General features: G+C 68.2%; 19 protein-coding genes and 1 pseudogene. 12 read left to right on the top strand and 8 right to left on the bottom strand.

Annotated elements, in window-relative coordinates; genetic code table 11:
- Positions 1-111 precede the first annotated feature (111 nt).
- The 4 genes from secD to ACFU5O_RS36170 form a co-directional block, all read right to left on the bottom strand.
- Positions 112-2,340: a protein translocase subunit SecD gene (secD, locus tag ACFU5O_RS36185; RefSeq protein WP_384246971.1), complete on the bottom strand. Its 2,229-nt coding sequence runs from the start codon at positions 2,338-2,340 to the stop codon at positions 112-114.
- 45 nt (positions 2,341-2,385) lie between these two features.
- Positions 2,386-2,538 (bottom strand): hypothetical protein, encoded by a 153-nt coding sequence (locus tag ACFU5O_RS36180; protein WP_384246969.1) that lies wholly within the window; start codon positions 2,536-2,538, stop codon positions 2,386-2,388.
- A gap of 392 nt (positions 2,539-2,930) precedes the next feature.
- Entirely contained in the window at positions 2,931-3,596 is a 666-nt protein-coding gene (locus ACFU5O_RS36175; protein ID WP_384246967.1) for a response regulator, read from the bottom strand.
- Positions 3,593-4,543 carry a HAMP domain-containing sensor histidine kinase gene (locus tag ACFU5O_RS36170; RefSeq protein ID WP_384247003.1) on the bottom strand — a complete coding sequence of 317 codons (951 nt, stop codon included), beginning with the start codon at positions 4,541-4,543 and terminating at the stop codon, positions 3,593-3,595. Before ACFU5O_RS36170 ends, ACFU5O_RS36175 begins: the two co-directional genes overlap by 4 nt.
- A 354-nt stretch (positions 4,544-4,897) precedes the next feature.
- On the opposite strand from ACFU5O_RS36170, the gene ACFU5O_RS36165 reads away from it, so the two are divergent.
- The 3 genes from ACFU5O_RS36165 to ACFU5O_RS36155 are packed head-to-tail and all read left to right on the top strand — an operon-like array spanning position 4,898 to position 6,442.
- Entirely contained in the window at positions 4,898-5,224 is a 327-nt protein-coding gene (locus ACFU5O_RS36165; protein WP_384246965.1) for a TraR/DksA family transcriptional regulator, read from the top strand.
- A gap of 46 nt (positions 5,225-5,270) precedes the next feature.
- Positions 5,271-5,645 carry a TraR/DksA family transcriptional regulator gene (locus tag ACFU5O_RS36160; RefSeq protein ID WP_384246963.1) on the top strand — a complete coding sequence of 125 codons (375 nt, stop codon included), beginning with the start codon at positions 5,271-5,273 and terminating at the stop codon, positions 5,643-5,645.
- Entirely contained in the window at positions 5,642-6,442 is an 801-nt protein-coding gene (locus ACFU5O_RS36155; protein WP_384246960.1) for a hypothetical protein, read from the top strand. The genes ACFU5O_RS36160 and ACFU5O_RS36155 overlap by 4 nt, the downstream gene beginning before the upstream one ends.
- Positions 6,443-6,452: 10 nt before the next feature.
- On the opposite strand, the gene ACFU5O_RS36150 is transcribed toward ACFU5O_RS36155, so the two are convergent.
- Positions 6,453-6,833, bottom strand: coding sequence for a hypothetical protein (locus tag ACFU5O_RS36150; RefSeq protein ID WP_384246958.1), 381 nt, complete (start codon positions 6,831-6,833; stop codon positions 6,453-6,455).
- 447 nt (positions 6,834-7,280) lie between these two features.
- Between ACFU5O_RS36150 and ACFU5O_RS36145 the strand changes: the two are divergent.
- Positions 7,281-7,547: pseudogene (locus tag ACFU5O_RS36145) on the top strand (cytochrome ubiquinol oxidase subunit I); the annotation flags it as partial.
- A 145-nt stretch (positions 7,548-7,692) separates the two neighbouring features.
- Here ACFU5O_RS36145 and ACFU5O_RS36140 read toward each other — a convergent pair.
- Positions 7,693-8,127: a hypothetical protein gene (locus ACFU5O_RS36140; RefSeq protein ID WP_384246956.1), complete on the bottom strand. Its 435-nt coding sequence runs from the start codon at positions 8,125-8,127 to the stop codon at positions 7,693-7,695.
- 83 nt (positions 8,128-8,210) lie between these two features.
- Between ACFU5O_RS36140 and ACFU5O_RS36135 the strand changes: the two genes are divergently transcribed.
- The gene (locus ACFU5O_RS36135) at positions 8,211-8,888 is read left to right on the top strand and encodes a helix-turn-helix transcriptional regulator (protein ID WP_384247001.1); all 678 of its coding nucleotides are present in this window, start codon (positions 8,211-8,213) and stop codon (positions 8,886-8,888) included.
- Positions 8,889-9,383: 495 nt separating this feature from the next.
- Complete coding sequence (locus tag ACFU5O_RS36130) at positions 9,384-10,535, top strand: PIN domain-containing protein (protein WP_384246953.1); 1,152 nt, start codon at positions 9,384-9,386, stop codon at positions 10,533-10,535.
- A gap of 213 nt (positions 10,536-10,748) precedes the next feature.
- Here ACFU5O_RS36130 and ACFU5O_RS36125 read toward each other — a convergent pair whose 3' ends face one another.
- Both ACFU5O_RS36125 and ACFU5O_RS36120 read right to left on the bottom strand, forming a co-directional pair.
- The gene (locus ACFU5O_RS36125) at positions 10,749-11,192 is read right to left on the bottom strand and encodes a hypothetical protein (protein ID WP_384246951.1); all 444 of its coding nucleotides are present in this window, start codon (positions 11,190-11,192) and stop codon (positions 10,749-10,751) included.
- A gap of 305 nt (positions 11,193-11,497) precedes the next feature.
- Entirely contained in the window at positions 11,498-12,457 is a 960-nt protein-coding gene (locus tag ACFU5O_RS36120) for a DNA-processing protein DprA (RefSeq protein ID WP_384246949.1), read from the bottom strand.
- Between the two features lie 213 nt (positions 12,458-12,670).
- Between ACFU5O_RS36120 and ACFU5O_RS36115 the strand changes: the two genes are divergently transcribed.
- From ACFU5O_RS36115 to ACFU5O_RS36090, 6 genes are all read left to right on the top strand, one after another.
- A complete protein-coding gene (locus tag ACFU5O_RS36115; RefSeq protein ID WP_384246946.1) occupies positions 12,671-12,997 on the top strand; it encodes a hypothetical protein in 327 nt (108 codons plus the stop codon).
- Positions 12,998-13,124: 127 nt separating this feature from the next.
- The gene (locus ACFU5O_RS36110; RefSeq protein ID WP_384246944.1) at positions 13,125-14,312 is read left to right on the top strand and encodes a tyrosine-type recombinase/integrase; all 1,188 of its coding nucleotides are present in this window, start codon (positions 13,125-13,127) and stop codon (positions 14,310-14,312) included.
- Positions 14,309-16,771, top strand: a complete 2,463-nt coding sequence (locus ACFU5O_RS36105) for a tyrosine-type recombinase/integrase (protein ID WP_384246942.1) — start codon at positions 14,309-14,311, stop codon at positions 16,769-16,771. Before ACFU5O_RS36110 ends, ACFU5O_RS36105 begins: the two co-directional genes overlap by 4 nt.
- Complete coding sequence (locus tag ACFU5O_RS36100; RefSeq protein ID WP_384246940.1) at positions 16,768-17,331, top strand: hypothetical protein; 564 nt, start codon at positions 16,768-16,770, stop codon at positions 17,329-17,331. The genes ACFU5O_RS36105 and ACFU5O_RS36100 overlap by 4 nt, the downstream gene beginning before the upstream one ends.
- A gap of 117 nt (positions 17,332-17,448) precedes the next feature.
- Entirely contained in the window at positions 17,449-18,570 is a 1,122-nt protein-coding gene (locus ACFU5O_RS36095; RefSeq protein ID WP_384246937.1) for an IS630 family transposase, read from the top strand.
- Positions 18,571-18,731: 161 nt separating this feature from the next.
- On the top strand, positions 18,732-18,881 hold the full coding sequence (locus tag ACFU5O_RS36090) for a hypothetical protein (protein ID WP_384246935.1): 150 nt from the start codon (positions 18,732-18,734) through the stop codon (positions 18,879-18,881).
- Positions 18,882-19,010 lie beyond the last annotated feature (129 nt).

Below are 19,010 nucleotides of genomic sequence, written 5' to 3'. Positions count from 1 at the left end.
ATGCTGCGTCCGACTGGATCCTGTCGCCTGAATCAGCTCAGGCGACAGGATACGACCGAGTTCTGTGCGAGCGCGCGGGCTGCCTGGACCACGGGCCGCGGTGAGTCCCGCCTATGTGCGGTTGTGCAGTTCGATGGCCAGCGGTGTGGCGGTGAACATGCTGGAGTAGGTGCCGACCGCGAGGCCGATGAGGAGGGCGAGGGCGAAGTCGGTGAGGGAGTCGCCGCCGAGGACGGCCAGCGCGGTGAGGATGAATGCCGCGCCCATGCCGGTGTTGATGGTGCGGGGCAGGGTTTGCAGGAGTGCCTGGTTGGTGATGCGGGGGAAGGGCGTCTTGCGGTCGCGGCGGCTGAGTTCTCTGATCCGGTCGAAGACGACGACGGAGTCGTTGACGGAGTATCCGATGACGGTCAGGAGAGCAGCGAGGAAGACGCCGTCGATGGGTTTGCCGAGCCAGGCGAAGATGCCGATGAGGATCACCACGTCGTGGGCGAGGGCGGCGACCGCGGCGGTTCCGAACAGCCAGCGGAAGCGTGCCGCGAGATAGATGAGCTGGGCGCCGAGGGCGACGGCGAGGGCGATGAGGGCGCCTTGGCGGAGTTCCTTGCCGAGGCTGGGGCCGATGGCTTCGTCGCGCAGCTTGTTCGCGTTCCGTGTCAGATCGCTGACGGTTTCGCTGATTTCGGCTGCCTGGGCATTGCTCAGCTGGTGGGTGCGGACGGTGAGTTGGTTCTCGCCGGAGGTCTGGACGACGGCTCGGGGGAATCCGGCCTCGGCGAGGGCAGCACGGGCCCGGTCGGGGTTGACAGGGGTGGCCGTTGTGTACTCGATGATGCGGCCGCCGGTGAATTCGATGCCGAAGTCGAGGCCGCGCAGGGCGATGCCGGAGACGGCCAGGACGAGCGCGGCGAGGGAGGCGGCCAGCCACCGGCGGGGGTGGCGCATCAGGTGGGGGTTTCTGCGGCTGAGGCGGTCGCGGACGGCACCGATGTGAGCGATGCCCGTGAGCCGAGGGCGTCGACGCACGAAGGTGCGGGCGACGGCGTACTCAGCGAGAGCGCGGGTGATGACCAGGGCGCTGAGCATGGAGGCGAGGACGCCGATGCCCAGGGTGACCCCGAACCCGCGGACGGGTCCGGAGGCGAGGAAGAACAGCAGGCCGGCGGCGATCAGGGTGGTGATGTTCGAGTCGGCGATCGCGCTGAAGGCGCCGCGGAATCCCGCGGTCAGCGACGACCGTGAGGTGGGGCGGTGGCGCACGGCGTACTCTTCGCGGGCCCGTTCGAAGACGAGGACGTTGGCGTCGACCGCCATACCGATGGCCAGGACGAACCCGGCAAGCCCCGGGAGGGTGAGGGTGGCGCCGAGGGCGGCCAGGGCGGCGTAGGAGATGAGGCCGTAGCAGGCCAGCGCCACGGCAGCCAGGGCTCCCATGAGCCGGTAGACGGCGCTGATGAACAGCGCGGTCAGCGCGGTGCCGATGGCGGCAGCCCAGGCGCTGGCCGTAATGGCTTGAGCGCCCAGGGTGGGGCCGACGGTGCGCTGCTCGACCGTTTCGACCGGCACGGGCAGGGCGCCGCCGTTGATGAGCAGGGCCAATTCCTTGGCTTCGCCGGCGCTGAAGGATCCGGTGATCTGCGTGGAGCCGCCGCCGATGCCCGAGCCGCAGCCGACCGAGGGGTCGACCTGAGGCGAGGAGATGATCTTGTCGTCGAGGACGATGGCGAGCCTGCGGGCCGGGTCGCCCGCAGAGTGGCAGGCGGCCTGGCCGGTCAGGCGGGCCCACCCGTCACGGCCGGGGCCTTTGAAGTCGACGGTGACGTGCCATCCGGCGCCGCCCTGCTGGTCGAATCGGGCGGCGGCCTCCTTGACGTCGCCGCCGGTCAGCGAGGCCGCCTGCAGGCGCAGAAGCTGGCCGGACTCGTCGGCCAGGACGTGCTGACGGGGCCGTTTGGGCAGCGGTTTGGGAGTGTCGTCGACGCTGTTCGCGATGCCGAGCACCTGGTGGAAGGTGAGCTGAGCGGTACGGCCGAGAACGTCGGCAGCCTTGGTCGGGTCCTGGACGCCGGGCAGCTCGACGACGATCCGGTTGCTGCCGGAGCGGGCGATGGTGGGTTCGGCGACGCCGAGCGCATCGATACGGCCACGCAGCACTTCCACGGTGCGATCGGTGGCCTCACTGTCGGGGTCAGCGGGGGCGGTGGGTCGGGTTTCCAGCACGACCTGCGTGCCGCCGCGCAGATCAAGCCCAAGTTGGACCGGCACGGTGAGCGCGATGTACAGGGACAGGACAACGGCAGCGAGAGCGAACAGCCCTCTGATGCGCAGGGATCGGTTCACAGCGGGCCTCCGGCAGGCACACCGCGGCCAGGTCAGTGGCCGCGGTCAGGAAAAGGAGAGAAGGGTGTGCGTCAGGTGCCTGGAGGCGAAGGCGGTGCACGCATCGGGTGACAGTCCGCCGGCTGTGTAGAGGCAGGCGGGCGCGGCGCCGGCAGCGGCGGGGATGCGTACTGCGGCGGACTGTCGGCTGTGCAGCATGGGGCGAGGGTGGCGGGAGCTGGCGGCGAAGGTCGTTCGCCGGTGGTGTCGCGATGGCTTCGGGCCGCGGCGCTGTATACGGCGCAGGGTCCGTCGTCCGCGTAAGGTCCGCTGCTGGCATGCAATGCCCCGGAAGCGAGCGCCGCACCGTCCGGTACATGAGGGCTGCCGTGCGCCAGCGGGCTGAGCAGGGCAGTAAGAACAGCAAGCAGGACAGCGATCACCGCTGCCGGGCCGAGGCCAACGGTGCGCGGGACGGTGTGCGTGGAGCGTGCCATGCCCCGTCGCCCTTCTTCGGTGCGTGTCGGTGTGGCTGGTCGGCAGCGGGCTGTGGGGCCTCAAGGTCCCGGCTGGGGAGTGGGCAGCTGGAACGTTGAGGCGGTCTGGAAGTGTCAGGGTTCGATGAGGCCGGCCCGGATGGCGTAGCGGGTGAGCTCCAGTCGGTCGCGCAGGCCGAGTTTCTGCAGGAGGTTCGCCCTGTGCCGGTGGACGGTTTTGATGCTGATGAAGAGCATCTCGGCGATCTCCTTGGAGGAGTGGCCTTCGGCCACGAGCTTGAGCACCTCCTCTTCCCGAGGCGTCAGGACCTGGTCGGGGGGTTCCTCGCCGTGGCGGACGCGGTCGAGGTAGTTGCGGATGAGGGCGGTGACCGCGCCCGGGTAGAGGAAAGGCTCATCGCGCATGGCGGCCCGGCAGGCGGCGACCAGGTCGCGGTCGGCCACGGACTTCAGGACATATCCGCTGGCGCCGGCCTTCAGCGCCTGGAAGAAGTACTGCTCGTTGTCGTGCATCGTCAGCATCAGCACACGCAGCCCCGGCTTGAGCGCGAGGAGTTCCGGTGTGGCCTGCAGACCGGTCATGCGGGGCATGGCGATGTCCAGCACGGCGAGGTCGACGTCGTGGGTGCGGGCCTGGGCGATGGCCTCCGCGCCGTCCCCGGCCTCGGCGATGACCTCGAGGTCCGGTTCGCGATCGAGGATGAGCCGCACACCGCGACGCACCAGCGCATGGTCGTCGGCGAGGAGGATACGGATCGTAGGCGTCTCGGTCATGGTCATGGCTCTCTGGGGACGGGCACGGTCAGCCGGATCTCTGTGCCGGCCTTCGGCTGGGAGGTGATGGCCAGCGTGGCCCGGATGAGCAGGGCCCGCTCACGCATCCCGCGGATCCCCGCGCCTTCGCGCGCGATTCCGGTTCCGCGGCCGTCGTCAGCCACGGCCAGGACCACCGCGCCGCCCGTGTGGTGCAGGCTCACCTCGACCCGGTCTGCCTCGGCGTGGCGGGCCACGTTGGTCAGAGCCTCCTGGGCGACGCGGTACAGCACCAGTTCCGTCTGCTGATCCAGGGCGGGCAGGCCGGGGTCGAATCGGCGCAGCACGCGCAGTCCGGTGTGGGTGGCGAACTCGGTGGTCAGCGAGGTCAGGGCGCTGACCAGGCCGAGATCGTCCAGCACGCCAGGACGGAGCCGGCGCACCAGGCGGCGCACCTCGTTCAGGCTCTCCCGGGTGATCTCCTGGACCTGCCGCAGTTCGCCGCGCAGGGGGTCGTTCGCCTCGTCCGCCGCCCGCTCCAGCGAAAGCAGGATCGCGGTCATGCTCTGGCCGACCTCGTCGTGGAGCTCCTGGGCGATGCGGCGCCGTTCGGCTTCCTGCGCGAGCAGGACGCGGGCGCTGCTGGTGGCCCGTTCGTGCTCAAGCCTCTCGAGCATGGCGTTGAAGGTGCGGATCAGGTCGGCGACCTCGCCGTGGCCGTGCACAGGCAGCCTCTGTCCCGGGCGCAGCAGGTCGACGGTGGTCATCAGCTTCGTGAGCCGCTCCAGAGGGCCCAGTCCGATCCGCAGCAGGGCCGCGTTGGCGACCAGCATGACCACCAGGCCGGCCACGAGGATGACCGCCTCGGTCAGCAGGACCGGCACCGAGACGGTCACTGGGGCCCACAGCAGCAGTGCGGTGGCGCTACCCAGCACCACCGCATTGAGCGCGAAGATCCGCCAGAACAGGGACACCGGGATGACGGCCTTCCTTCGTGACACGGCTTTGCCTCTACTGTCGGTCACCGCGCACCCCAAGCGTGAGCTGCGGCCACTGGTCTTGACCGGCCTGCCGTCAGCCTGCCCGTCGGCTCTCCACTCGTCGATGGGCTCCGATGCCCATTTCCGGACCCTGGACTGCCCACACCGCGATGGGCCCTGGTATCTGCCGCAGATGGGTATCGCGCCCGATGGGATTCACGCCGTGTATCGCTCACGGTGGGGGAATGACGCACAGAACGTGATCCCAGCCCTCGACCCGAGCCAGCCCGCCTCATCACACCCCCGTTCCCGTACACCCACCGTCTTGCGTGGAGAAAAGGACCCATCATGTCGCTTGATACGCCCCGGATCGAGGATCGTCCCGAGCGTCTGACGGCGCACGAGGCCCGCCAGCGCCTCGAACACGAACGCAACTCCCGACTGACGCAGCTGCAGGCCATCGCCGAGGCCGGGCAGGGCGCCGAGGAACAGATGATGTCGGTGCAGAAAGACACCATCCAGCGCGTCCTCAACGAGATCGAGGCCGCCTTCACCCGCCTCCACGACGGAAGCTACGGAATCTGCCGGGGCTGCTCCACGCCCATCCCGGTCGAGCGCCTGGAAATCCTGCCCTACACGCGGTTCTGCGTCCCCTGCCAGCGCACCACAACCTGACAACCGCCCGCCCAGTCTCCTTCTCCCGCCCTGCCCAAGGGGTGACGTGGTGAACCACCAGATCATCGGCGACCACAACACGACCCTGTCCATCGACGACCTCGCCGCGCTACACGAGACCTTGCACGAGCAGCGCCTGTTCCGCCAGGAGCAGCTGCAGCAGATCGCAGGCCCTGCCACGCCCCGCACGGACGCGCTCCTTGACCGGCAAGCCGCCTCCCAGATCGAAGTACGGGTCAAACTCGCCGCCTCCGCCCGCATGGTCCTCGCCGACGTCGAAGCAGCCCTCAAACGCATGAGCGATGGCCGCTACGGCGCCTGCCACCTGTGCCGCAAGCCCATCGCCCGCGAGCGCTTGATGATCGTGCCGCAAGCCCGCTACTGCGCCCGCTGCCAGCAAGTCAGGGAGGCAGGACGATGACCACCCCGCACCGGCCCTGGCCCTTGTACCGCCAGTGCTCCGGCATCGCCCTCGACCTCGGCAGCGCCCGCACCCGGGCCTGGATCTCCGGCCGAAGGAGCGTCCTCGACGCGCCCACGGTGACCTTCCCCGGCGACGGCGCGATCCACCCCATCCAGCGCGGCACCATCGTCGACACACCCGGAACCGCCCGGATGCTCGACCGCCTGCTCGGCCACCGCCTGCCCCGCTTCGGCCGACGCCTGATCGTCCTGACCGCCCCCGCACTGGGCGGAGTCGCCTTCCGGACCGATGCCCGCACCGCGGTCGAGGTCCTGCGGCCGCACACCGTGCTGACCGTCCCCACCGCGCGAGCCGTGGCCATGGCCGCCGACGCCGACCTCACCCGACCCCTGCTCGTCGTGGACCTCGGCGCCCACCTCACCGAGGTCACCCTCCTCACCGACGGCGCAGTGACCGACGCCCGCCACACCGCCCTGGGCACCAGCGACCTGGACAGCCTCACCTCGCCCACGCAGGTCACCGACGCAGTCGTCGCGATGGTGACCACGATGCTGGAAGAGGACCACACCTCCCACACGCTCGACGCCCTCCAGCAAGGCCCACTTCTGGCCGGTGGGGGCGCGCTGCGCCCAGACATCACGTATTGCCTCGCCAGGCAGCTGCACGCCCCCGTCGAGCCCGTGCCCGCTCCGCACACCGCAGCGGTCCGAGGCGCCGCCAAACTCCTGAGGGCCGCCCACACCCACCCCTCGATCACCGGGATCACCGACACCTCCGAGCTCCCCCACTATTAATAGGGACCGCTCACGGAACTGACGGGAATACGACCTGTTCAATCGCCCACCGGCGGAAATGGAGAATGTTACGACCACCGTGGGTGCGGAGTATTCCGACGATGCGCCGACGTTGAGCCAACCCCTGAACCGGTACATAGATCACGCTGCGTCCCTGCCTCAACGCTCTACTGTGCGCCTCCAAAGTGTTTCCTTCGAAGGCACCTCGCTGAAGGAACCGGGTGAGGCGTGCGAGCCAGCCGTGGTCACTGCCACGCCTGTCCAGCAGCCGCTCGCCTTCCGGCCCGGTGAGGACATGCAAAGCATCAAGTTGGATACCTGCGTGTTCCAGGTCCGCGAAGGAATTACTGACGCGCGCTTCGTCGGGCAATACAGCCACCACTCGGTTCATGGGATAGCCCTAGAAGCGATCCTCATTCTTATGCGGCCTTATCATCGGAAGACTCCTTTCGCTCCGCCGTATCAGACTGCACCGAAATGCAGTGGACGGTGTTCTCCTGGTCGGTTCCGCTGCTCCAGGCTGGATCGCACTAAGGCCGGGGATCCAAGACTCGCTCCCACAAGCACAGTTGGCCCTATCCAGGCCTGCGAGACATCCCTCGCCGCCCTCTCCTTTAGGGTGCTGCCGGTCTCCGTTCGTGAACCATCCTGAGGCGCAAGCAGCCGCAGAAGGCCAAGGCCAAGCCGCTTGGTCCGGGCGATGATCCGGCATGCCATGAGTGATCAGCCCTCTTCTCTCATGCCTTCGTTCGTTGCACCTTCAATTATACATGTAGTGCACATTTACGGCAATATGGGGCAAAGGTGCCTAGCGGATATTCGGCGGTGTGTATCGCCGCTGGGCATGTCGGTCCTGCCGTTGCTCTACAACGTCTGGAAGACGGCCAGGTACGGCAAGAAGGTCGAGGTCGACGACCCGGGGGGCTACGGCTGTTCGGTCGAGTGGGCCACGACCTACCCGCCGCCGCGGCACAACTTCGTCTCCCCGCCGCGGATCCGCTCCGAATCCCCGGCGTTCGATCTGCACCACCCCGACATCGCCAAACTCGAACGCAACCTCGCGCTGGGGCGGAGCGCGAGCAGCACCGGGGAGGAACGGCGGTGAGCAGTCCCCGGCCATCTCACCGGGCCTGCGCTATCGCTCTCGCACCCGGCTGACCAGGATTGTGCGCGATCTGAGGAGGGCGTCACGGGCGGGTGGATCCGTGAGGCTCCACCCGCCGGGTGGATTCAGTGCGCTCCGCGCCTGTTCACCGCTGCTGCTTGGCGTGGTAGCGCTGGGCGAGCCGCGCAAGCGCGACGGCGCCGAGGAGCAGTCCGAAGTCGCGCAGCACGACATCGTAGTGGCCCGGGATGGTCAGCAGGTTGACGATGATGCCCGCCAGCCAGCCGGCGACGAGCCAGCCCCCGACGCGCGGAGCCAGCGCCACGGCGATGCCGGCCACGATCTCGATCGCCCCCACCGCGTACATGGCCGCCTGGGCGCTGCTGGGGACGATGTCGTCGATCCACGGCGCGAGGTAGGTGGGCCAGTCCACGAGCAGGTTGGCGAACTTGTCCAGCCCGAACAGGATCGGGGCCACCGTGAATCCGGTGCGCAGGATCACGAACGCCTGGTAGCCGGGGTCGGTGAGCACCGCCCGGCGCGGGGCTGTGGAGGTGGTGCTTGTGGTTGCGGAGGACATCGCCCTCTCCTTCTATCGACAAGTTTCATTAACAATAGAAGCCCCGCTTCGTTCTTTAGTCAATGGCTGTGGGTTTTACACTGGTGTTCGTGGATGCCCCCAAGGAAGTACGCGACCCCGACGTCTCCGCCATCGCCGCCCTCGACGAGCCCACCCGCAGGAGGCTGTACGACCACGTGGTGCGCCAGCCCAGCCCCGTCAGCCGCGACGAGGCGGCCGCCGCCCTCGGCCTGGCCCGGCAGACCGCCGCGTTCCACCTGGACCGGCTCGCAGACGAAGCACTGCTCGACGTCGTCTACGAGCGCCGCAGCGGACGCTCCGGACCGGGCGCGGGAAGGCCGGCCAAGCTCTACCGCCGCTCAGCGAAACAGGTCGCCGTCAACCTGCCGGACCGCCGCTACGAGCTGGCCGGCCGGCTGCTCGCGCAGGCCGTGGAGGAATCCGACGCGACCGGCGAGCCGGTGCTGGACGTGCTGCACCGCAAGGCCGAAGAACTCGGCACGCACCTGGGCGAGCAGAACAAAACGAACGTCTTCAACCTTCTGGAGCGGTACGGCTTCGAGCCACGCTGCGAGGGCGATGCCATCGTTCTGGCCAACTGCCCATTCGACGCACTGGCCCGGGAGCACACCCAAACGGTGTGCGGCATGAACCTCCACCTGCTACGCGGTGTCCTCAATGGCCTGGACGAGGCCGGACTCGAGGCACGCCTGGCGCCCAGCCCCGGACAATGCTGCGTCCGACTGCAGCCGGCCGCGTGATCAGACCGGAACCCGCTGAATCACGGCTCTCCCGCCGACACGAACGGCACAAGCCATCGTCCGACGAACGGCACAAGCCATGTGTTGCACTGCTGGCAGGACACCCAGAGCGCGCGGTACCTCAGCCGCCCGACGCCGCATCCAAGCACACCCTTGTGTCTGAGCTTGTTCCGCTTTGACGGACACCATCGGTGCCGCATCCCACCCACAGCGCTAGTGGCCATCCAGGTCGGCCGGGGAGACGATCGCCGCCCAAGTCCCACCCGATTCCCAGCCACTGCGCCCCTTTCGCTGAGCGCCGTAGTTGGCCATACGGGTCAACTACGGCGCTCAGTCACACCTACATGTGACTTAGCGCTTTAGTCGGCCGGTTAGCGGTCCACTTGGCTGGCGTGCGCGTTCGAGGTTGCCGGGAAATTCCCCTCCCCGCGTTGATCAGAAGCTGAGAAGGTGTGGCCGTACGACTTGGATCCGAGGGAGACGGAGCCACCTGCCTTGATCATCCTGGACGCCAACATCCTCAAAGGGACCTCACTGCGCAGTCCCTCCGCGGACGTGCTTCGCGCAATCCGTGCAACGGAAGTGGAGCGCGTGGCGGTCCCGTGGATCGCCATGGAGCAGATTGCCGCCCAGCAGGCCCTGGCGTACCAGGAGAAGCACGACGCTGCTGCGGCCGCGATCGAAGACTTGCGCAAGGCGACCCCTTGGTCCGACGTCTCGCCTCCCCGCAAGCACACAGCCGAGCGGGTCCGTAAGCACTGGCGAGAGCGGTACACAGAGATCGCAGAGGTCATGCAGACCTCCCCGTCCGCGTACCAGGAGGCGCTGTACCGGGAGACGAACCTGCTCGCTCCCTGCAAGGCCGTCAACAGCGGCAAGAACAAGACCGGGGCACGGGATGCCGCAATCTGGCTGACGGCGGTCGAATACGCCCGGGAGCACCCGCAGGAGTCGGTCTATTTCGTCTCGAACAACCCGAAGGACTTTGGCGACGGCACCGCCTACACCTCTCCGATGGACAGAGACATTCGGGGCATAGAGGACCGGTTCTTCCTGGTCACCTCGCTCGACGGCGTCCTGGAGAAGTTCGCCACGCAGTTCGACGCCAGCGTCGAAGACGTCCAGGCCCTCCTCACTACCCCGGAGAGCTACGAGACGGTTCTGAACGCGGCGTGGGAGGCGCGGAGGCGCTATCGGCTGGTGACCGGCTCCGGGCTAACCAAGGCGCCCGAGGACTCGCCTCCGAAGGACCGCACGCGGCACGGGTGGGCTCCGAGCGAAGCAGCTCTGGGCGAAGTGCTGGAGGTAAGCGCTCGCGAGATCGGCGGCCACAAGTGGTTCACCGCCTCGGTCCGCTGGCTACTGGCTGAGGAGGCAGACCGCCGCTACGACGACTTGCGTGACCGGGTCGCCTACGCCTGGGAGACACGGGTCCTGCTGAGCCCGACAGCCACCGAGCAAGGTTTGACCATTCTGGATGCCAAGCGCCCCGGCCCCGTCACGGCCGAGGAAGCTCCAAGGGTGCCGGCGATCCCCCTGCCAAACGCCGATGAGCTGCTCCGCGAGATCGGACGCATGAAGGCGACAGCGTCCTCGGCAGAGCTGCGGCAGCTGGTGAAGCGTTTGACTCCGTATCTCCCGAATTGACCCCTCTGGAGGTAAGTCTCCGCCTCCTCGCCGACCGTGCAGACCGCAAATCGTCGTATGGGCAGCTCTCGGATTTCCTGCGCAGAGCCGCTGAGGAGGAGTCCGACGAGGCGTCGTAGCGAGTGCGGCCGAGTCTTCGTCAACCGCCCTGAGGCGCGTGGGGCAAGTGTGACCGGGTACGGCGATGGGCGCTGCGCCAGGCGGCGCGTCCGATTACGAGCGCGAGGGCGTACGGCCGAGGACCAGCCCTCGGACCTCCTTCGCCCTTCCCTGGGTGGTTAGGAACGTGCCCACCGTGTGGAACTGCGCTCCGGTCGTGAACACGTCGTCAACGAGCAGGATGCGCTTACCGGCGACGCTCCGCCGCAGGTGCAAGACCGACGCATGCTCGCGGGCTGCGTCCATCTTGTCCTGCCAGGTCGCCGCGCTGCTGGCCGACTTTCCCGTTTCCCGCAGCTTGATCAGAACAGGGCTCGCGGGGTCGGCGATGTGCCATTGCCCGAGGGCGTCCTCCGCGTAAGCGGCCTGCATCATGGTCTCCACGTGCTGGAGCGGTGCGCGGTCACGCGCCGTGGGGTTGCCGATGATGAGATCGATGTCGCGCACCTCGTCCTCGTGGGCCTTGAGCCAGCCGACGATGAGCCGCCCGAAGATCACGCCCCACCCGGCGACACCGTCGTACTTGAACTTCCGGATCGTCTATTCTAGCGGGTAGGCGTAGAGCGCCACTGCGTCCACACGGGTGAAGCGCCTCCTCTCAGGAGTCCATCCGCAGACCCTGTTCCAGCAGGCCGCACCCGGTTCCCGCAAGGTCTGGCTACAGACCGTGCAGTGGTGCTCCGCGAGCGGGCGCACGGTCTCGCCGGCGCACTCCGCGCACAAGTGCGGTGTGCCCGTGAACCGGTACGCACACTTTGGGCAGTTGGGGAATCTGAGGGGCTGTGGTAGTTCGGCAGCGCCGGTCACAGGCCCGCCAGGGCGAGCTGCAGACGCTGCTGTGCGGCCTGCTGGACGCGCTTGGCGCTGCCGAGGAGCGAGAGGACGTCGTCGAGCTCGGCAACCTCTACCGCCTTCCTCTCGGCAACCATCTTCGCGGCCCATGGCTCCTTCGTGGCCAGGGAGCGGATGAGGAAGACGTGCTTGCCGTGTTCGTGCGCGATGCGGGCCTGCATCTTGGCACCGGAGGTCGAGGACGCCTCAATGACGATGCTGCCCATGGTCGACCCGCTCGTGACGACGTTGCGGCGCGGGAACGTCCATGTCGCCGGTCCAGAGCTCGGCCAGAACTGGGAGAGCAGAGCTCCGCCGTTGTCGACGATCCGCGTGGCCAGGGGCTTGTTCTCGGCCGGGTAGATCTTGGCAGCGATTCCAGTTCCCATGACTGCCACAGTGCGGCCCCCGGCTTCGAGGGCGGCTGTGTGCGCCGCGGTGTCGATGCCCTTCGCGAGACCGGAGAAGACGACGACGTCGTTGTCCACCAGACCACGGGCCATACGCCCAGCCCGGCGCATGCCGTCGTCGCTTGCGTTGCGAGTACCAACCACGGCCGCGGAACGGGCATCCCGCTCCTCCAGATCCCCGAGGTGGAACAGGAACGGCGGAAGATTCGGGACCAGCCTCAGGTTCGCCGGGTACGCCGGATCGAGCACGGTTACCAGTCGGGCGCCGGCCGCCTCGGCGGCCTCGAGCTCGGAGGTGACCCGAGCGCGGGCTTCGTCGAGGTGCGGCAGTGCGTCGCGCAGGACCGGAAGGTTCTTCCGGGCCACAGCGGAATCCTCGGGGAGGTCTCCGCCGAGGACAACGTGGAGAGCTTCCGGGGACTGGCAGGTCCGGGCGATCAGGTTCCAGTCGACGGACTTGCTGCCCGCCCGCAGTGCACAGATGGCCAGCAAGTCTCCCTGCTGGGGCGTTATGGCGATCATGTCGTAGTCCTTCTACTCGCGACCCGGGAATGTTCGAAGGGTGGTGCAGCGGTGCTGTGGGTCGCTCTCATCATTGCGTACGCCTCGGACAGTGCCCAGGGAGACCCTCACCCGATCGGGTGGTACCGCGCGCAGCTGCCGACCGGACGCGGGTGAAGAAATGCCGCTACCGGGCCGGAGCCGACCGCGCGCATCCCGCCCCCGGCTCCCGCAATGCCATGGCAGCGACCGTCCAGTTCGGCCCCACACCGGGGGCTTGCCCACCGACATCCCAGGCTTGCCCACGTCCCTGCGCCTTGGGCCAACGCCCCCGCGTTCCTCGCCGACGTCCCCGGATGGTTCGCCCTGGACCGCACCGCCGGCCAGAGAACCGCGCTGTACGTCGCAGCCGAGAAGGACACGCTGCGCCGCATGTTCACCGAATGGCTCGCCGACCTCGGCATCCCCGTCCTGGTCGTACGCGGCTTCGGCTCCCAGTCGTACGTAGACGTCGTGCGGGCCCGCACCGCCCGCGACCCGCGCCCCGCCGTCTTGCTCTAGTCGTTCTCCCGGGACTCCACGAGCGTGGTGTGACGCTGCACTGATCGTGTGAGCTGGGGTTCTTCTTCGCATCTCTGGGGCCGTCGTGATCGTTGCGACACGTTGCAGATGAGATCGGAGGAGACCCTTGAGGGCCTTTCCTGTGCAACTCCCGTCCGGAGTCCGGTACTGGACGGTGCTGGACGACGACCTGGCCGTGGTCCCGGAGGCGGACGCGTTCTTGCGCCACGTGCGGTTCGGCAAGGACCAAGCGGAACTGACGACGCGTACGTACGCCGGGCACGTCGCGCTGTTCCTTCGCTGGTGCGGACGAACCGGCCGTGACTGGCGGGTGGCGGCCGAGGAGTTGGGGCTGTTCGTCGTGTGGCTGAAGTTCGGCTCGAAGGAAGTCACGGGCATCGATCGGCCGTCGGGAGCCGGGCTGGTGTACCCGGGGCCCGGAGCCGAGCCCGTACGCGAGCCGGCACGGATCGAGAACATCCTGACGGGGGTGCGGCAGTTCCTGCTGCACGGCATCACGACGAAGACGGTGCCCTCGGCCGTGATGGCCCAGCTGTACGAGGTGGCGGAGTCGTGGGACCTGCCGGAGCAGGCCCGTGGGGAGGATCTGACCGGGTACCGCATGCGGCCGCGGCACCGGGTGAAGGTGCCGCGCAAGAAGGGCGAGCGGGCCACCGACCGCGAGATCGTGGAGCTGTTCCTTGCGTGCCGCAACGCGCGGGACCGATTCATCGTGCTTCTGCTGGGCCGGGCCGGACTGCGTCCGGGAGGCGCCGCGGGCCTGCGGCGCGAGGACATGCACTTCATGCCGGACTCGACCGCGCTGGGCTGCCCGAGGAAGGGCTCCCACCTGCACACGCTGCGGCGGGACAACGCGAATGGCGCCTGGGCGAAGCGGCAGACGACGGCGGCGCCGGGGCGGTGGAAGCCCGTGGACCACCTTGTCGTGGCCGCCTACGACCAGTACGTGATGGAGCGGATGGCGCTGCCGCACGGACCGGACAGCGACTTCGTGCTGGTGAGCCTGTTCGCCGAGCCGCTGGGCGCCCCGTTGAGCACGAACAGCATCACCGAACTGTTTCAACGGCTGTCGAAGCGCGCCGGCCTGTCGAGGAACGTCACGCCGCGGATGCTCCGCCGCGCGGCGGGCAGCAACCTCGCGGACGCTGGCGGCGGGCAGGACGAAATTGCCGCACTGCTGGACCACGCCCGGCTGTCCAGCGCCGAGCCGTATCTGACCCCGGACCCTGACCGGCTGCGCACCGCGGTGGACCGGGTGCCCCCGCCGCGCGAGCTCGCAGGTGATGTCCGATGACGGCCAGGACCGCGGCCCTGCCGACCGCGCCGGCCCCGGGACCGGACGCATCCGATGCTGAGGTTACGACCTTTCTGTGGTCGCTGATCAGCGAAGACTTTCTTGACGGGGCGGGCTGGAACGCCGACCGCCGCGTCCTGGACCCGCCGATCGGCCACCCCACTCTGGGCGGACGACGCTGCCCGGTGCCCGGCTGCATCTCACCGGTTAAGGGACTCAAGCTCTGCAGCACCTGCTACACCCGGCTGCGCCAGTCCTCGCTGGCCTACGAGGAGTTCGTCCAGATCCCGCGCACCGCACCGCACTTGCATCTGCCGGTGGGCGACTGCCGGGTCTCCGGCTGCGAGCGGCCGTGGACCGACTCGGGCGGGCGGCCGGTGTGCCGGTCGCACTGGTGGCAGTTGCAGAAGCACGGCGGAACGCTGGAGGAGTTCCTCGCCGACCCCTCGGTGAAGGGCCTGCCGAGCCTGGGGGACTGCGCCGCGCTCGCCTGCAACCGCCGGGCGGTCAGCGCGGGCGAGACACGGCTGTGCCATGTCCACGAGAAGCGATGGGTGGCCTTGCGCGGGGAACCCGGCGTCGACCGGGAGGCGTGGCTGCGGACCGCGCCGTCGTGTGGTTTCGCCGCCGAGGTCAGCTTCCGTGGCCTGCCGGACCTCGTCGTCGCTCAGCTGCTGTTCGGGCTTCAGCATCGCTGCCACAAAGGCGCCCGCACGGATATCGGCAACTTCCGGGCCCTGATCGACAGGACCACCCGCCCCTCGGGAGCAAGGTGCTTGGAGGCCGTCCCGGACCCGGCCTCGAACGGCAATGCCCTGATCCTGCTGAACCGCACCCGTGCCTACGCGATCCAGGCCTGCAAGACGCCTGAGGGCGAGTATGGCAAGGACATCTGGGACCTGACGGCGTTCGGGCACCGGGGCACGCTGGACTTCATCGTGATCCCCCAGCCCTGGCTGCGCGAGAGCGCCAAACGCTGGGCCCGCGACTACCTGTCCAAGGTCCGCTCCAAGAGCACCTCCTCACACGCCCGCCAGCACATCAACGGCCTCGCCAAGATCGCGGAGACCCTGCGCGCCCGCCCGGACAGCGGCCTCGACCTGGCCGCGCTCTCCCGCGCCGACATCGAGAACTTCCTGAACAGGATGTCGTTCCTCGAAGCCAACGGCCGGATGACCACCAACACCCGCCGCTCCTTCGTGCGCATGGCCCGCAACGTCCTCAAGCAGGCCCGCGCCCTCGGGCTGACCCGTCCTGGCGGGCCGATGGCCGGACTGCCGGACGACTTCACCATCACCCGCCACGACGTCCCCAAGGCGCCGGAGCCCCCGGAGGAGGGCCAGGACCTGCCCGCAGAGGTGATGCGCCAGCTCTGCGCCCACCTCGACCTCTTCGAGGACATGACCTGCCGCGAACTGCGGCTGAAGGTCGAACTCCTGATGGACACCGGCCGCCGACCCGAGGAAATCTGCCGCCTGGAACTTAACTGCCTCACCCGAGACGGCCAGGGCAAGCCCGTACTGACCTACGACAACGGGAAGGAACAGCGCCAGCGGCGCCAACTGCCCATCCACGAGCCCACCGCGAAGCTGATCCTCGACCAGCAGGAACGCGTACGCGCCCGCTTCCCCGACGAACCGGCGTCGAAGCTGGTCCTACTGCCCACCCAGAACCTGAACCTGCACGGCGACCGGGCGATCGACTCCAACCACCTCAGCGGCATGCACCGCGACTGGGTAGAAGCCCTCCCCGAGTTCCGCCTCGACGACGGCACCGTCTTCGACAAGGAGAAGATCTTCCCCTACGCCTACCGGCACTCCTACGCCCAGCGCCACGCCGACGCCGGCGTCCCCATCGACGCCCTGGCCGAGCTCATGGATCACGAAAGCCTCGAAACCACCCGAACCTACTATCGGGTCAAGGAAGTACGCCTCCGCGAGGCGGTCGATCGCGTCACCCAGATGCAGTTCGACCGCCACGGCGCCCGCATCTGGGGCGCCGTCACCACCGTGCTGGACGCCGAACGCACCCGCCGGGCAATCGGATCGGTCCACGTCCCCTTCGGCATCTGCTCCGAGCCATCCAACGTCGCCGCCGGAGGAGGCGCCTGCCCGCTGCGCTTCCGCTGCGTGGGCTGCGACCACTTCTCCACCGACGTCTCCTACCTCCCCGAGCTCAGCGCCTACCTCGACGGCCTGCTCCGACAGAGGGAGAAGCTGCGGTCGATGACCGAGGCCGACGACTGGGCCCGCGCCGAGGCCACCCCGTCCGACGAGGAAATCACCCGCGTCCGGCGCCTGGTCCGCCGCGTCACCGAAGACGTCGACGCCCTCACCGACGACGAGCGCGCCGAGATCCGGCAGGCCGCCGCGATCGTCCGCAGGACCCGGTTGGGATTCCTCGGCATGCCCCGCATCCGCCAGCCGCTGCCCGACCTGCGACCGGAGCGACCCGCATGACCGCACCCGACACAGCCGTCGAGACGATGCTGGCAGGCCGCCGAGCCGACACCGGCCGACGGCGCCAGCGTGTCCTCGCCGCCCTGGCGGAAGCCGCGAAGGACGGCTCGGACGTCAGCGTCGCGGCAATCGCCCGCCGCGCGGGCGTCGACCGCACCTTCCTCTACCGCCACCGCGACCTGCTCGGCCAGATCCGTGCCCAGGCCGCCGAGCCGCCCACTGTCCCCGGCGGCCGCGGCCCGGCCGTCAGCCGGGCCTCCCTCCAGACCGACCTGGCGGCCGCGGACGCGCGCACCGCCCGCCTCGCAGCCCAGGTCCGGCGTCTGGAAGCCCGCCTCAGCGAGGCCCTGGGAGAGCAGGTCTGGCGCGAGTCCGGCATCGGCGGCCCCGATGACACCGAACATCTCAAAGCCCGGATCACCACCCTCGAACAGCAGGTCGTCGACCTGGAACTTAAGCTCCAGGACCGCGACGACGACCTCACCGCCGCCCGCGCGGCCAACCGTGAACTCATGGCCCAGCTCAACCGCGGCCGCGATGGACCCACCCATCCCGACTGACACCGCAGGTCAGGCGCTGTTTCCTGGCCTCTTGATATGGCAGACTCTGGAGGCGGGGACAGAAGGGGGCGATGCCGAACTAGTGTCCTGCGCCGGAGATCCGTCGTTAGTTTGTGTATGACTGCTTCTGCGGATGTGCCGGTGCCTCGTCGTGGCCCGAAGTTGGAACCGTTGTTGTTGTCCCCCGATGAGCGTGCGGTGTTGGGGCGTTGGGCCCGACGGGCGTCGTCTGCGCAGGCAGTGGCTTTGCGGGCCCGCATCGTGCTGGCGTGTGCCGGCACTGATGTTCCGCCGATTGTTGTGGTGGCACGGGAGTTGGGTATCGCGGCCGACACGGTCCGTAAGTGGCGTCGCCGGTTTCTGGCGGGTCGGCTGGACGGGTTGGTGGACGAGCCCCGGCCTGGCCGGCCGCCCACCATCAGCGTTGAGCAGGTGGAAGCGGTCGTCGTCAGCACGTTGGAGGAAATCCCGAAGAACGCCACTCACTGGTCGCGTGCATCGATGGCAGACCGCAGTGGCCTGTCGAAGTCGACCGTGGGCCGGATCTGGCGGAAGTTCCAGCTCAAGCCGCATCTGACCGACACCTTCAAGCTGTCGACGGATCCGTTGTTCGTGGAAAAGGTCTACGACGTGGTGGGGCTGTATTTCAACCCGCCCGAAGGCGCGGTGGTGCTGTCCGTGGACGAGAAGTCCCAGATCCAGGCTCTGGACCGCTCGCAGCCGGTGCTGCCGATGATGCCGGGCATGCCTGAGCGGCGCACCCATGACTACGTCCGCAACGGTCTGACCACCTTATTCGCGGCGTTCGACGTCGCCACCGGCGAAGTCATCACCTCCCTGCACCGCCGACACCGGGCAGCGGAGTTCAAGAAGTTCCTCATCAAGATCGAGAAAGAGGTTCCCGGGCACCTGCAGGTCCACTTGATCTGCGACAACTACGGCACCCACAAGACCCCGGCCATCAAGGCATGGCTGGCCAAACACCAGCGGTTCCACCTGCACTTCACACCCACCGGCTCCTCCTGGATCAACCAGGTGGAACGCTGGTTCGGCTTTCTCGCCGACCAGAAGATCCGCCGCGGCGCCCACAAGAGTGTGCGTTCCCTGGAAGCTGACATCCGCGCCTGGGTCAAGCAGTGGAACGAGAACCCGACCCCGTTCACCTGGACCAAGACAGCCGAAGAAATTCTCGACTCACTCGCCCGCTTCTGCCGACGGATCTCCGGCGCAGGACACTAGCTACTCGCCCCCGTGACCTGACCTGGCACGAAGTCCCAGCTCAACCACCAGGGAAAATTATCAGCCGGTAGGTTCTGGCCGTTTTACGTCTCGTTCCATCCCATGTCGCGCCGAGCCTGTTTGACGGCGCGGGCGGTGGGGGCGATGAAGGCGTACAGAAGGTGGAGTGCGCCATCGCACTGTTCGCCGACGGCAGCGATGTCGCGGTGGCGGCGGCCGCGGGTGCCTTTGCCGGAAGGGTCGATGAGGTCGAGTTCGTGGACAACCTCGTGGCGGGCATCGAAGAAGGGCTGGTGACTCTCGAGTATTGAGTCCTCCAGGGCTGGGTCCTTCTTCAGCCCTAGGTGTATTGCCCTGTGAGGTTGGGGACGCGGCTGGCGGGTGGTTTGCCTGCGAGCGCGGTGTGTCCGCGGTGGTGATTGTAGGTGTGCAGCCATTGC

Source organism: Streptomyces sp. NPDC057445, assembly GCF_042802855.1.
In the GTDB taxonomy this organism is placed as follows: Bacteria; Actinomycetota; Actinomycetes; order Streptomycetales; family Streptomycetaceae; genus Streptomyces.
This window is presented reverse-complemented; position numbering and strand designations above follow the sequence as displayed.

What these genes read in the sequence shown, in the direction of transcription:
- ACFU5O_RS36105 (WP_384246942.1), top strand. Translation starts at nt 14,309, where the DNA reads ATGACGGCCAGGACCGCGGCCCTGCCGACCGCGCCGGCCCCGGGACCG.
- ACFU5O_RS36140 (WP_384246956.1), bottom strand. Translation starts at nt 8,127, where the DNA reads ATGTCCTCCGCAACCACAAGCACCACCTCCACAGCCCCGCGCCGGGCG.
- ACFU5O_RS36180 (WP_384246969.1), bottom strand. Translation starts at nt 2,538, where the DNA reads ATGCTGCACAGCCGACAGTCCGCCGCAGTACGCATCCCCGCCGCTGCC.
- ACFU5O_RS36150 (WP_384246958.1), bottom strand. Translation starts at nt 6,833, where the DNA reads ATGAACCGAGTGGTGGCTGTATTGCCCGACGAAGCGCGCGTCAGTAAT.
- ACFU5O_RS36175 (WP_384246967.1), bottom strand. Translation starts at nt 3,596, where the DNA reads ATGACCATGACCGAGACGCCTACGATCCGTATCCTCCTCGCCGACGAC.
- ACFU5O_RS36155 (WP_384246960.1), top strand. Translation starts at nt 5,642, where the DNA reads ATGACCACCCCGCACCGGCCCTGGCCCTTGTACCGCCAGTGCTCCGGC.
- ACFU5O_RS36100 (WP_384246940.1), top strand. Translation starts at nt 16,768, where the DNA reads ATGACCGCACCCGACACAGCCGTCGAGACGATGCTGGCAGGCCGCCGA.
- ACFU5O_RS36095 (WP_384246937.1), top strand. Translation starts at nt 17,449, where the DNA reads ATGACTGCTTCTGCGGATGTGCCGGTGCCTCGTCGTGGCCCGAAGTTG.
- ACFU5O_RS36165 (WP_384246965.1), top strand. Translation starts at nt 4,898, where the DNA reads ATGTCGCTTGATACGCCCCGGATCGAGGATCGTCCCGAGCGTCTGACG.
- ACFU5O_RS36115 (WP_384246946.1), top strand. Translation starts at nt 12,671, where the DNA reads ATGCCATGGCAGCGACCGTCCAGTTCGGCCCCACACCGGGGGCTTGCC.
- ACFU5O_RS36120 (WP_384246949.1), bottom strand. Translation starts at nt 12,457, where the DNA reads ATGATCGCCATAACGCCCCAGCAGGGAGACTTGCTGGCCATCTGTGCA.